General features: G+C 72.9%; 14 protein-coding genes. 5 read left to right on the top strand and 9 right to left on the bottom strand.

All coding sequences use genetic code 11. From position 1 onward, the window contains the following. Positions 1-50 precede the first annotated feature (50 nt). The 5 genes from PX701_RS17990 to PX701_RS17970 form a co-directional block, all read right to left on the bottom strand. Positions 51-935: a serine protein kinase RIO gene (locus tag PX701_RS17990; protein WP_275507062.1), complete on the bottom strand. Its 885-nt coding sequence runs from the start codon at positions 933-935 to the stop codon at positions 51-53. 242 nt (positions 936-1,177) lie between these two features. Beyond that, positions 1,178-1,627, bottom strand: coding sequence for a hypothetical protein (locus tag PX701_RS17985; RefSeq protein WP_231429409.1), 450 nt, complete (start codon positions 1,625-1,627; stop codon positions 1,178-1,180). Continuing rightward, positions 1,624-2,889: a S24/S26 family peptidase gene (locus PX701_RS17980; protein ID WP_231429412.1), complete on the bottom strand. Its 1,266-nt coding sequence runs from the start codon at positions 2,887-2,889 to the stop codon at positions 1,624-1,626. Before PX701_RS17980 ends, PX701_RS17985 begins: the two co-directional genes overlap by 4 nt. A 7-nt stretch (positions 2,890-2,896) precedes the next feature. Beyond that, positions 2,897-3,538 (bottom strand): SipW-dependent-type signal peptide-containing protein, encoded by a 642-nt coding sequence (locus tag PX701_RS17975; protein ID WP_275507061.1) that lies wholly within the window; start codon positions 3,536-3,538, stop codon positions 2,897-2,899. A gap of 8 nt (positions 3,539-3,546) precedes the next feature. Then, on the bottom strand, positions 3,547-4,221 hold the full coding sequence (locus PX701_RS17970) for a SipW-dependent-type signal peptide-containing protein (RefSeq protein ID WP_275507060.1): 675 nt from the start codon (positions 4,219-4,221) through the stop codon (positions 3,547-3,549). A 120-nt stretch (positions 4,222-4,341) separates the two neighbouring features. Between PX701_RS17970 and PX701_RS17965 the strand changes: the two genes are divergently transcribed. Next, positions 4,342-4,926: a TOPRIM nucleotidyl transferase/hydrolase domain-containing protein gene (locus PX701_RS17965; protein WP_231429420.1), complete on the top strand. Its 585-nt coding sequence runs from the start codon at positions 4,342-4,344 to the stop codon at positions 4,924-4,926. Between the two features lie 34 nt (positions 4,927-4,960). Here the strand turns inward: PX701_RS17965 and PX701_RS17960 are convergent, their stop codons facing one another. Genes PX701_RS17960 through PX701_RS17950 form a run of 3 tightly spaced genes read right to left on the bottom strand, consistent with a single transcriptional unit; the run spans position 4,961 to position 8,093 of the window. Continuing rightward, the gene (locus tag PX701_RS17960) at positions 4,961-5,752 is read right to left on the bottom strand and encodes a sulfite exporter TauE/SafE family protein (RefSeq protein ID WP_231429422.1); all 792 of its coding nucleotides are present in this window, start codon (positions 5,750-5,752) and stop codon (positions 4,961-4,963) included. Beyond that, a complete protein-coding gene (locus PX701_RS17955) occupies positions 5,749-7,317 on the bottom strand; it encodes a gamma-glutamyltransferase family protein (RefSeq protein WP_275507059.1) in 1,569 nt (522 codons plus the stop codon). Before PX701_RS17955 ends, PX701_RS17960 begins: the two co-directional genes overlap by 4 nt. After that, positions 7,314-8,093: a FadR/GntR family transcriptional regulator gene (locus tag PX701_RS17950; RefSeq protein WP_231429426.1), complete on the bottom strand. Its 780-nt coding sequence runs from the start codon at positions 8,091-8,093 to the stop codon at positions 7,314-7,316. The genes PX701_RS17955 and PX701_RS17950 overlap by 4 nt, the downstream gene beginning before the upstream one ends. A gap of 129 nt (positions 8,094-8,222) precedes the next feature. Between PX701_RS17950 and PX701_RS17945 the strand changes: the two genes are divergently transcribed. Genes PX701_RS17945 through PX701_RS17930 form a run of 4 tightly spaced genes read left to right on the top strand, consistent with a single transcriptional unit; the run spans position 8,223 to position 11,724 of the window. Beyond that, positions 8,223-9,077 carry an ABC transporter substrate-binding protein gene (locus PX701_RS17945; protein ID WP_231429427.1) on the top strand — a complete coding sequence of 285 codons (855 nt, stop codon included), beginning with the start codon at positions 8,223-8,225 and terminating at the stop codon, positions 9,075-9,077. 44 nt (positions 9,078-9,121) lie between these two features. Then, the gene (locus tag PX701_RS17940; RefSeq protein ID WP_231429429.1) at positions 9,122-9,943 is read left to right on the top strand and encodes an amino acid ABC transporter permease; all 822 of its coding nucleotides are present in this window, start codon (positions 9,122-9,124) and stop codon (positions 9,941-9,943) included. Positions 9,944-9,953: 10 nt separating this feature from the next. After that, on the top strand, positions 9,954-10,754 hold the full coding sequence (locus tag PX701_RS17935) for an amino acid ABC transporter ATP-binding protein (RefSeq protein WP_275507057.1): 801 nt from the start codon (positions 9,954-9,956) through the stop codon (positions 10,752-10,754). 16 nt (positions 10,755-10,770) lie between these two features. Continuing rightward, the gene (locus PX701_RS17930; protein WP_275507056.1) at positions 10,771-11,724 is read left to right on the top strand and encodes an arginase family protein; all 954 of its coding nucleotides are present in this window, start codon (positions 10,771-10,773) and stop codon (positions 11,722-11,724) included. Here the strand turns inward: PX701_RS17930 and PX701_RS17925 are convergent. Beyond that, positions 11,721-12,455, bottom strand: a complete 735-nt coding sequence (locus PX701_RS17925) for a FadR/GntR family transcriptional regulator (RefSeq protein ID WP_275507055.1) — start codon at positions 12,453-12,455, stop codon at positions 11,721-11,723. The genes PX701_RS17930 and PX701_RS17925 overlap by 4 nt on opposite strands. Between the last annotated feature and the right edge of the window lie 18 nt (positions 12,456-12,473).

The following is a 12,473-nucleotide window of genomic DNA, read 5'->3' as shown; positions in this document are numbered from 1 at the left end:
GTCTCGCGTTCAGGATGCCCCGGCCGAGGCACCCTGAACCGCGCTCCCGCTCACATCGCGACCATGCCGACGAGTTCGCCGAACAGCTCCTCGGGGTCGCACTCGAGGCGCTGGCGGGTGAACCACGAGCACACGTTGACGCAGTCGCGGTGCAGCAGGTCGAAGCCCTGCGGGTTCGACACGAGGTCGACGACCTGCGGCAGGTCGATCACCACGATCCGGCCGTCGTGCACGAGCAGGTTGTAGGGCGAGAGGTCGCCGTGCGCGAGCCCGCCGGCGGCGAGCATGTGCATGAAGTCGACGATCTGGTGGAACAGCTCGCGGAGCTCGCCGGGCGTCGCGCGCACCTGGGCGAGCCGAGGCGCCGCGACGCCGTGCGCGTCGCCGATGAACTCCATGAGCACCTCGGTGCCCGCGACCTGCACGGGGTACGGAACGGCCGCGCCGAGTTCGGTGAGCCGCGAGAGCGCCTCGAACTCGGCGTAGGCCCACTGCACCTTCGCGACCTCGCGGCCGAACGAGGTGCCCTTCGCGACGGCGCGGGCGTCGCGGCTGCGGCGGGTGCCGCGGCCCTCGGTGTAGACCTGCGACCGGTGGAAGTCGCGGTGCTCCGCGCCGCGATACCGCTTGGCCGCGAGCAGCACGGCGTTGCCGGCGACCGCGGCGTCGGCACCCGGCACGGCGCGTTCGATGAGGAAGAGGTCGGCCTCCTTGCCGCTCTTGACGACGCCGAGCTCGGTGTCGATCGCGGCGGCGGAGGTGACGAGCCAGTCGGGTCGCGGCTCGGGGCCGCGTTCCGACGGGGTGGTCGCGGGCCAGGTCGACCAGCGCTGGTCCTCGCCGGGCTCGATGTCCTGGAAGGCGAGGTCGCCCGCGTCGAAGCGCGGGGTCGTGAAGGCGGGAAGGTCCGTGCGCGAGTTCACGATGGAACGCACGACAGCGGTCTCGTCGAGTGACGACGTCAGATGCAAGGTGGTTTCTCCGAAGGACGCGGAGGCCACCGCCGCGGATCAGCGGCTGAGGGCGGCCTCGCAGGATGAAGGGATGTCGAGGTGCATGACGAAGACAGCCATGGTCGTCTCCTCTCCTTCACCCGGATGCTCCGGGGCCGGCGCCCGGTGATGGACGCAGCTTCGGCAGTCTAGGGCGGATCGGGTCGCCCGTCCAGCATTCCGTCCTACGGAACCGAACAGGTCGAGTTCACGTTGACCACGACGGTCGTGAACGAGAGCGAGCCGGTCTTCGCCGCCGACTCCCACCCGCCGGGCCCGACGGCGAAGAGCGAGAAGGTGCCCGAGCCGATGCCGAGCAGGCCGTTCGTGAGCTGGAGCGAGGTGGCGCCGGCGGCGAGCGTGCCCGAGCCCGCGAGACCGCCCGTGACCGTCCAGCGGTACCCGGTGCGGGTGAGCCCGCCCGCCGGCGCGGTCCAGTTGAACGTCACGGGCTGCAGGAGTCCCGCCGTGCAGGTCATCTGCGTGACGGCGGCGACGCTGCCCGAGGCGAACGTCCCCGTCGCGCGCTCGCCGTCGTTCCACGCGGCCTCGGTCGGCTGCGCGGTGCCGATCAGGGCGGCGGATGCCGCGACCGCCGCCGCGGCCACGACGATGCGGAGCCGTCCGCGCCTCATCGGGTCGCCCCGTGTCCGGCGGATCGGCGACGGCGGCGCGATCCGGCCAGGAGCGCGGCGCCGCCCAGCGCGAGCGCGGCGACGACGGCGATCACCGGCGCCGCGACCGTGCCGGTGCCGGCGAGGCCGTCGTGCGCCCCGCTGCCCGGTGGGCCGATGCTCGCCTCGTCGCCACTGCCGGTCGCACGCACGACGAGCGTGGCGAGCCCGGCCGGGGGACCGGCCGACGGCGCCATGCGCACCTCGAAGCGCAGCCATCGCTCGTCGTCGCTCGACATCGTGAGAAGCGGCAGCCGCTGCCCGTCGACGGGCAGCTCGAGGCCGTCGGCGACGGTCGTCGGTGCCCCGCAGCCCGCCGCGGTCCAACGCTCGGCGCACCAGGCGACGTCGCCGACGAGTCCGAGGGACGGCGATCCGGTGCCGCTCAGGGTCACCGCGATCGTGCCGCGCTCCGGCGCCTGCGCCGACACGCCGACCTCCCAGACCACCGTCTCGCCGGGCGCCATGCTGGCCATCGCCTGGGCGTCGCCGACCGAGACGAGCCGGATCACCTCGCCCTGCACCACCGTCTCGTCGGCGGTGACCCCGACGCCCGCGCGAGCCGGGGCGGCGGAGCCGAAGACAGCGGTGCCGATCGAGACGGCGACGAGGCCGAGTCCGAGGGCGCTCGCACCCGTCGCCGTGCCGCGGCGGTGGCGCGGTGCTGCCCCGGGCAGGGCATCGGGTCGCGATGCCCCGGGTGAAGGCGCGGAGGGGCCTCGGGGGCGACGTGGCCAGAACGCCCACACGACGAGCGCCGTCGCCCCCAGGGTGAGCCCGCCGAGCACGCGCGCGTCGCCCAGGGCGGCGATCACCGGTGCGGCGCCGGGCACCGAGAACAGCACGATGCGGGCGGTCGCGACGTCGTACGGCGCCGGGTCGTCGACGGGGTTCGCATCGCCCCGAAGGGTCAGCGAGCGGGTCGACGGCCGGACGCCGTCGTCGATCGCGACGACGCGGTGCGTGACCGGCAGCCGGCCGGGACGATCGACCGTGACGACGTCGCCGACCGCGAGCGACGAGGCGGGCACCTCGCGCACGACGGCCGCGGAGCCGGCCGGGATCGTCGGACTCATCGAGCCCGTGCGGAACAGCACGATTCCCACGCCCAGGCTCACCGCCGCGATGACGAGCACGAGGCACAGCGCCCCCGCCGCCGCAGCGACGGTCAGCAGCGCATCGCCGGCGACGGCGAGGCCGCGGGAGGGACGTGCTCGAGGCATCCGGCTCTCAATTCGACGATGCGGCGGTGAACTGCCACGTGACCGTGGCCGACTGCCCCTGGTAGCTGTTCGCGGCGCCGTTCACGACGCGGACCTCGAAGCACAGCCCGATCGCGCCGCCGGCCGCGGCGACCGGGCTCGCGACCGGGGTGCCCGGCACCGAGGTGACGGGAAGCCAGCTCGAGGCCCCGCCCGCGATGTACGCGGGCGTGCCCGTGAAGGCCGCCGCAGCGCAGGTCGCGGTCGGGTTCGGCGCGGTCATGCGCACCGCGCGGTATTCGAGCGCCGCGACGAGTCCACCCGAGTTGTTCGTCACGCCCGTCAGCGACACGTCGCCCGCCACCGTCGTCGCGGTCGTCGTGCGCACGTTGAGCCAGGCGTAGTGCGACACCCCGGGCGACATGCCGGTCGCCGCGAACGACAGCGTCGCCCCCGGCGCCGTCGGGCGACTCGCGTACGTCGGCGAACCCGCGCTCTGCGACTCGGTGTCGAACACGCTCGCGGCGAAGCTGCCGGTGGCGACCTCGGAGTCGTTCCATGCCGCCATGGTCGCCGTCGCCCCGACGCCGAAGACGATGCCGCCGGCGAGCACCGCTCGCAGGATGCGGGCGCGCCGCCGGCGATCACGGGGCGCGCGATGCCGTGACACGAGCACGCCTACGGCAGCACGTCGCCGGACTCGGCGGCGAACTCCCACGTCACCGTGCCCGATTGGCCAGACTCGAGCCCGGTGCCCGCGGTCACCGCGAAGCAGAGGAACTTCGGCGCCCCGGCCGCCGTCAGGTCGAACGCCGGCGCGGCTGCCGGGTCGGTCACCGCCTGGTCGGCGACGAGCGCCGTTCCCGGCGGCGGGGTCGCCGCACTGCAGTCCTCGTTCCAGGCGTCGACGGCGTACAGCGAGTAGGTGAGGTTCGCCCCGATCGTGCCGCCGGTCGTCGAGGCGACGGTCACGGCGGCCTCGTAGTCCGACGTCGGGATCATCTGGACGGCGAACGGCGCGTACACCGTCGAGCCGGGGCTGAGCTCGTCGGCGTCGAGCGCGAACGTGAGCGTCTTGCCCGGAGCGGTCGCCGAGCTGCTGAATGCGGTGCCGTCCACGCTGCCCTCGATGCCGAACGCGCCGGCACCGAACGTGCCCGTCGCGAACTCCGAGTCGTTCCAGACCGCGAGCGTCACCGCAGCCCCGACGCCGAGGACGAGCCCTCCCGCCAGGATCGCGAGGACCTTGCGGCGGCGGTCGCCCGGCTGGGCCCCGGTCGATCCGTCGGCCGGTGGCCGGGCACCGCCCGTCGCCGTGCCCCCGCCGGTCGTCGCGCGTGTCGTCGATGCCATGAGTCGTCCCCCCAGACGCCCGGGCTCTCGTGGATGTCCCCCGATTCGGGTCCCCCAACCCGGTCTTCTGGAGCCTACCGGCGCGAGTGGGGACGCGGAAGGGGCGAGTAGGGTCGGCACATGCGCGACATGGTGCTCGTCGAGGCATCCACCCTGGTGCTCGTCGAGGGCGAGAGCGACCGGCTCGCCCTCGAGGCGCTCGCCGCGCGCCTCGACGCCGACCTGCCGGCGGCCGACGCCGCGGTCGTGCCGATGGGCGGCGTGACGAACCTGCGGCATCACCTGGCGGCGCTCGCGCGCGAGGCCGAACCGCGGCGGGTGCTGGGGCTCTTCGACGCGGGCGAAGTCGCCTACGTGCGACGCGCCGTCGACGACGCCCGGCTCGGCAGGCCGGGCGACCCGCTCGAGGCGACGGGGTTCTTCGCGTGCGAGCCCGACCTCGAGGGCGAGCTCATCCGCGCGCTCGGCGCCGCCCGCGTCGAGGAGCTCCTCGCCGAGCACGGCGAGCTCGCGCGGTTCCGCACGTTCCAGCACCAGCCCTTCCAGCGGGAGCGGCCCGTCGAAGCGCAGCTGCGCCGGTTCATGGGCACGCACGCCGGGCGCAAGGCGCGGTTCGCGCCGATCCTCGTCGCCGCCCTCGAGCCGCGCCGCATCCCGGCGGCGATGGCGGCGCTCATCGCCGAGGCCGTCGCGGGCGCCGGCTGAACGCGGCGCGCCCGTCAGCCGCGTCGACCGCCCGTCACCCGCGTGCCGCGCGGCGAGCCTTCACGTGCTTCTGGACGAGCTGCCAGGCGGCGAACGCGAGCAGCAGCGAGAACGCGACGTTCGACGCGAACGGCGTGATCGCCTGCGCGGTGAGCGTGCCGAGCGGCGAGACGATGCACGCGGCGATGCCGATCGCCGCGGCCATGCGCAGGTCGACGTTGCCGCGCCGCAGGTTGCCGATCGTGCCCGAGATCGAGCCGGGCACCATCATCGCGAGCGAGGTGCCCTTCGCCACGAGGTCGCTCGCACCGAAGAAGAACATGAGGATCGGCACCAGGATGATGCCGCCGCCGACGCCCATGAGGCCCGACAGCACGCCGGTCAGCACGCCGACGACGACGAGCAGCGCCCCGGTGAGCACGTCGATCTCGATCGCGGCATCGCGCTGGGGCACGACGAGCCAGAGGCTCACGCCGACGATCACGAGGAACGCGAGGAACGACCAGAACAGGATGTCGCGGGGGAGGCGCGCGAGCAGCCAGGTGCCGAGCTGGGCGCCGACGACCACGCCGACCGCGATCAGCGCGGCGGCGATCCAGTCGACATGGCCCGTGACGCCGTAGCTGATCGCGCCGACGATCGCCGTCGGCAGGATCGCCGTCGTCGAAGTGCCGGCGGCGAGGCGCTGATCGACGCCGAGCAGCATGAGCAGCGGCACGACGACCACCCCGCCGCCGACGCCGAAGAGCCCGGAGAGGTAGCCGGCGACGACGCCGATGCCGATGAGCGCGAGGAGCGGGCGGCGCGCGGTCTGCTCGACGGTCATCGCGCCACCGCCTCGGGCTGGGCCTCGACGACGATCGCGGAGCCGTCGGACCGGGGGTCGCTCGCCGCGTCGAAGCCGCCGTCGGTCACCCGGATCAGGTTCGAGTGGCCGAGGCCCTCGTCGCGCGGCCGCACGACCTTGACCGCGAACTGCGGGGCGGCGTCGAGTGCCGCGCGGGCCGGCGCCGCGACATCCGACTCGGCCGTGACGGTGGTCGCGGTGTCGCCGTCGTCCTGCACGCCGACGACCCAGCGCGGCGCACTCGTCGCCTCGATCGCCGACGCGCCGGCGAGCGTGCGGAGCAGCAGGTGCGCGTGGATCTGGGGCTGCGCCTGGCCGCCCATCGTCGCCTGCACCTGGAGCAGCTCGCCGTCGCGCATCACGAGCACGGGCATGAGCGTGTGCGGCGGGCGCAGGCCCGGGGCGAAGGCCGCCGGGTGCGCCGGATCGAGCGAGAACGAGGTGCCGCGGTTCTGGAACAGGATGCCGGTCGAGGGGTCGAGCACGCACGCGCCGAACGCCCAGTAGACCGATTGCACGAGCGAGACCGCCCAGCCGTCGGACGAGACGGCCGTGAGCCCGACCGTGTCGCCGAGCGCTGGGCGGCCGTCGTGCGACTCGGCCGGCGCGTCGACCGTGATCAGCTGCACGCCGTCGAGCGGCGCGACATCGGGGTCGCACAGCCACGCCGCGCGCACGCGGTTCGCCGCGTGGAACAGGTCGGCCAGCTCGGCCGCGTCGGCGCCGAGGGGGTCGCGGAGGTCGCGCTCGGCGACGCCCGTCACGGCGCGGAGCAACGAGAACCCCTGCGTGTTCGGCGGGGCGGTGACCACCTCGACGCCGAGCGCCTCGAGGCGGAGCGGGTCTTCGACGATCGGGCGGTAGGCCGCGGCATCCTGCGCGGCGATGCGGCTGCCGAGGGCGGCGAGCCCCGCGATCCAGCGCGCGGCGACCTCGCCCTCGTAGAACTCGTCGGGACCGTGCTCCGCGAGGCGGTCGAGCGTGTCGGCGAGCGCCGGCTGCACGAGCGGCTCGCCCTCGTCGAGCGGGGCGTCGCCGGGCAGGAACACCTCGCGGCAGCCGGGGTCGGCCGCGAGCGCGTCGCGGTCGTCGCGGATGGCTCGGCTGACCGAGAGCGCGGTCGGCACGCCGGCGCGCGCGTGGTGCCGCGCGGGTTCGAGCCGCTCGGCCCAGCCGAGCCGGGCCCCGAGGTCGGCGAGCGCCTGCCAGCCGCGCACGCCGGCGGGCACGGTCACCGTGTCGATGCCGCGCTTCGGCAGGGCGTCGCCGTGGCGCTCGCGGAGCGCGTCGAGCGTCTGCGCTGCCGGCGCCCGGCCCGTCGCGTTGACGAACCGGATCTCGCCGTCGGGGCTGCGGACGAGTGCGACGAGGTCGCCGCCGAGCGCGACGTTGTTCGGGTAGACGACGCAGAGCGCGGCCGCGGCGGCGATGGCCGCGTCGATCGCATTGCCGCCGGCGCGGAGCATGGCGGCCCCCGCCTCGGTGGCGAGGTGGTGCGACGTGGCGACGGCGCCGGAGATCGGGGGGTTCGGGGTGTCGGTCATGCGCGGATCGCCTCGTTGGTCGGAGTGGGCAGGGAGTCGGTGGCCGCGGGCATCGCCGCGGGCCCGACGTTGGTACGGATCGCGGCGAGCACCTCGTCGACGTGGGCGCGGGCCTCGCGTTCGGCGGCGCCCGAGTCGTGCGCGGCGATCGCCTCGAAGATGCGCCGGTGGGCGGCGCTCGACGCGCTGCGACGCTCGGGCGACTGCAGGCCGCGGCGGCGGCTCGGCTTGATCTGCGTCGCGATGAGGTCGGTCAGCTGGGCGAGCAGCGGGTTGTGGGTGTACTGCGAGATCGCCTGGTGGAAGGCCCGGTCGAGCTTGGCGTAGCGCTCGAGGTCGGTCTCGGCCTCCATGCTCTCGACGAGGCGGCGCAGCTGCGCGACGTCGCGATCGGTCACTCGGATCGCGGCGAGGGCGGCGATGGGCGGCTCGATCGCCGCGCGCAGCTCCATGATGCGCGCCAGTTCGTGGCTGCCGTCGTCGGAGCGCTCGAGCATCGAGGTGAGTGCTGAGCCCATCGCTCCGCCGCGATCGCCGGGGGAGACGACGATGGTGCCGCGACCGGGCCGCCGGTCGATGAGCCCGCGGCTCTCGAGCTCGTGCAGGGCCTCGCGGATCGAGACGCGCGAGACGCCGAGCAGTTCGCCGAGCTCGCGTTCGGGCGGAAGGCGGTCGCCGGGCTTCAGCTCGCCGTCGAGGATCAGGCGCTCGAGATCGACCGACAGCCGGCCCGGCACCGAGAGCGCCTCGAGGCGGCGCAACGACGTCCACTCCATGTTCGATCCTCTCGCGGAATGCCCCGTTCGCGAGCCGTCGGCGGAGGGCATATCGACAGCTTGACAGTTGGTCCTACCAACTGTCAAACTGGGCCACCACAACGCTGTGCCCTCGACCAAGGAGCCCCCATGACCGGCCGTTTCCCCCTCCGTCGCATCGCCGGCGCCGTCGCCGCACTCGCCGTCGCCGCATCGCTCGCCGCCTGTTCGAGCTCGGGTTCCGGGGGGTCCGCCGCCTCCGGCGACGACGCCCTCGGGCTCGTGAAGCCGGGCGCGCTCACCGTCTGCACGGGAGACTCGCCGCCCAACATCTTCTACGACGAGAACAACGAGCTCACGGGCGTCGAGATCGACATGGCGAACGCCTTCGCCGACAACCTCGGCCTGAAGACCGAGCTCGCCGAGTACGCGTTCGCGGGGCTCATCCCCGCGCTGCAGGCGAACCAGTGCGACGTCATCATGGGCTCGCTCTACATCAAGCCCGAGCGAGAGGAGATCGCGAACTTCGTGCCCTACCTCTACTCGGGCACCGGCGTCGGCGTCTCGAAGGAGAACCCCAAGGGCGTCACCGGCGTCGACGACAGCCTGTGCGGGCTCAAGGTCGTCGCGATCACCGGTGCCACCGGCGGCAACGGCGCCGAGGAGCTGTCGGCGAAGTGCGAGGCCGACGGCGAGAAGGCCCTCAACCTCACCCTCGTCGACGAGGGCACCGCCGCCGTGCAGCAGGTCATCACGGGGCAGCAGGACGCGTTCATCGACACCTCCGAGATCATGGACTTCTACAACCGCGAGTCCGACGGCGCGCTCGTGATGGCTGGCGAGCCGGTCGGCAAGATCAAGATCGGCGCCGCGACGCTGAAGGACAACACCGCGCTCAACGAGGCGCTCGACGGTGCGATGCAGCAGATCATCGACGACGGCGACTACGCCGCGCTGCTCGAGAAGTGGGGCGTGCAGAGCGCCGACATCACCGCCGGCGAGTAGTCCGCTCGGGCACCCCGCGACACGAGTCACCTCGGAGGAGACCCATGACATTCGACTGGACCTATTTCTGGCAGAGCCTGCTGACGCCCAGCGAGCAGTTCCTGAACGGGCTCGCGCTCACGATCATCATCTCGGTGGTCTCGATGGTGCTCGCGCTCGTGCTCGGACTCGTCATCGCGCTCATGGGGCGGAGCCGGTTCCTGCCGCTGCGCATCATCGCGAGCCTGTACGTCTGGGTGATCCGCGGCACGCCGCTGCTCGTGCAGCTGGTGATCATCTACACGGGGTTCGCGGCCGTCGGGCTGTTCCGCTTCGAGGACGCCGACCTCGCGGGGGTGCTCATCAAGGGCGCCGTCCAGGCCTCGATCGTGGGGCTCATGCTCCACGAGAGCGCCTACATCTCGGAGATCGTCCGCTCGGGCCTCGAGTCGGTCGAGCGCGGCCAGAACGAAGCGGCGCTCTCACTCGGTCATACCCCGCTCGGGGCGATGAGGTACATCGTCGTCCCGCAGGCGATCCGCATCATGGTGCCGCCGCTCGGCAACTCGTTCAACGGCCTCATGAAGACCACCTCGGTGCTCTCGATCATCGGCGTCGCCGAGATGTTCCAGGTCGGCAGCACGATGGCGTCGTCGACGTTCAAGGTCTTCGAGATCTACCTCGTGATCGCCATCTACTACCTGGTGCTCACGACGGTGTGGACCGTCGCCCAGACGGCGATCGAGAACAGCCTCAACGCACGCGCCGGGCTGCCGAGGGCCGAGTCGGCGTGGAAGCGGCTCTTCGGCCTCCGGAGCCGCAAGGCGTCGCCCGCGCAGGCGACGGCCGAGACATCCCGCGTGCTGCAGACCGATGACGCCTACTGAGGAGCGGACGATGAACGACTACACCGTGGCCACCCCGATCGAGACCCGGGGGCCGATCGTTCGCGCCGTCGGGGTGCGCAAGTCCTTCGGCGACCGCGAGATCCTGAGCGGCATCGACGTCGAGGTCGAGCGCGGAGAGGTCGTCGTGCTCGTCGGCGCCTCGGGCGCCGGCAAGACCACCTTCCTGCGCACGCTGAACCGCCTCGAGCCGATCGACGGCGGCGAGATCGACGTCAACGGCGAGCGGATCGGGCAGCACGCGAACGGCAAGGGCAGGCTCGTCGAGCGGTCGGCGCGCGACCTCGCCCGGCAGCGGGCGGACATCGGCTTCGTGTTCCAGCACTTCAACCTGTTCCCCCACATGACGGTGCTCGAGAACATCTGGCACTCGCCCGTGCGGGTGAAGGGCGAGAAGAAGTCCGAGGCCGTCGGCTACGCACGCGAGCTGCTCGCCCGGGTCGGCCTGGCCGACAAGGCCGACGCGCGACCCAGGTCGCTCTCGGGCGGACAGCAGCAGCGCGTGGCGATCGCCCGTGCGCTCGCGATGCGGCCGGCGCTCATGCTGTTCGACGAACCGACGAGTGCGCTCGATCCCGAGATGGTGGGCGAGGTCCTCGCGGTCATGCGCGATCTCGCCAAGGCCGGCATGACCATGATCATCGTGAGCCACGAGATGGGCTTCACCCGCGAGGTCGCCGACCGGGTGATCGTGATGGACGGGGGCCGCATCATCGAGTCGGGCCCGCCGGCGCAGGTCTTCACCGCGCCCCAGCACGAGCGGACGCGGCAGTTCCTCTCGAAGGTGCTCTGACGGGAGGGATGGCTCGATGACCGTCAGCGATCGGCGACGCGCGCCCGGCACCCTCTTCGGCGTACCGCACGCCGCCTCGGCGGAGGGAGCCCGGGCCGCCGTGCTCGGGATCCCGTTCGACATGGGATCGCATCCGTCGCGCATCGGAGGGCGGGGAGGCCCGGCTCACGTCCGGTCATCCTCGCTCCTCGTGGCCGAGACCGCGGAGGACCTCGGGATCAACCCCGTCGATCACCTGGGGCTCGTCGACCTCGGCGACCTCGAGGTCACCCCCGGTCAGGTCGACGACGCCTTCCGGCGGATCGCCGCCGAGGTCGGCGCGCTGCTCGACTCGGGGGTGATCCCGATCACGATCGGAGGCGACGGCGCGGTGACCCTCCCGCAGCTCCGGGAGGCCCACAGGAGGCACCCCGACCTGGTCGTCGTGCACTTCGACGCGCACACCGACGCGTACGACCTGTTCGAGCCGTTCGAGTTCAACAACGCGAACTCGTTCGTGCACGCGGCACGCGAGGGCATCGTCGACGTCGCCCGCTCGTTCCACGTCGGCATCCGCGACACGGAGCTCGCCGGGCGGCCGGGGGTCGTCGGCTTCGCCGAAGCGCTCGGCTATCGCGTGCGATCCATGCGCGCAGTGCGCGAGCGGGGCGTCGCGGACGTGCTCGCGGAGATCAGCGAGGCCATCGGCTCGCGGCCGGTCTACCTCTGCTGGGACATGGACGTCTTCGACCCGTCGGTGGCGCCCGGCGTCGTCACGCCGGCGTGGGGCGGGCTCAGCACCGCGGAGGGGCTCGAGCTGCTGCGCGGCGTCGCCTCGCTCGAGGTCGTCGTCTTCGACGTCAACACCGTCTCGCCGCCCCACGACATCGTCGGGCAGACCGGAAGCCTCGCGGCGCACGTGATCCTGGAGTTCCTGGCCGCGGTCGTCGAGCGCGGCGTCCTCGACCGCCAGGCGCTCCTCGACCGCTAGGCGCCCGCCGACCGCGCGTTCGCGGACGCTGCGGCGATCTCGATCTGCTGCTGCACCTCGACGAGGTGCGCCGCGGCCTCGCGCGCGGCGGCCTCGGGGTCGCCGCCCGCGATCGCCGAGAGGATGCGCCGGTGCGCGGCGGTCGACGTCTCGCGCCGCTCGTCGGTCTGCAGCACCGTCGAGCGGCTGGGTGCGATGAGGTTCGCGATCTGCTCGTTGAGCATCGCGAGCAGCGGGTTGTGCGTGTACTGCGCGATCGCCTGGTGGAACGCGCGATCGAGTTCGGCGTAGTGCCCGTGCGACTCGGGGGCGGCCATCGCCTCGACGAGCTGCTCGAGCTGGGCGAGGTCGCGCTCGGTCGCCCGCCGTGCGGCGAGCGCGGCGATCGGGGGCTCGATGATCGAACGCAGTTCGAGGATGTGCGGGATCTCGGAGTGCGTCGAACCGAGGACATCGGCGAGCGCCGCGCTCGACGCGTCGCGCGCGTCGGACGGTGAGAGCACGACGGTGCCGCGACCCGGCTTGCGGTCGATCAGCCCGCGGCGCTCGAGTTCGTGCAGCGCCTGCCGCAACGACACCCGCGACACCCCGAGCCGCTGGGTGAGCTCGAGTTCGGGCGGCAGCTTCTCGCCCGGCTGCAGGGTGCCGTCGAGGATCAGCCGCTCGAGCCTGATCGACAGCCGATCGGGCACCGAGAGCGAACGGTCGCGCCCGACTTCAGACCAGTCCATGAACCCTCCTCAGTCGAT

The sequence above is a fragment of the Agromyces chromiiresistens genome (assembly GCF_029167465.1).
GTDB classification, from domain to species: domain Bacteria; phylum Actinomycetota; class Actinomycetes; order Actinomycetales; family Microbacteriaceae; genus Agromyces; species Agromyces chromiiresistens.
Note: the sequence above shows the minus strand (reverse complement) of the source record. Positions and strands in the feature narration are given on the sequence as shown.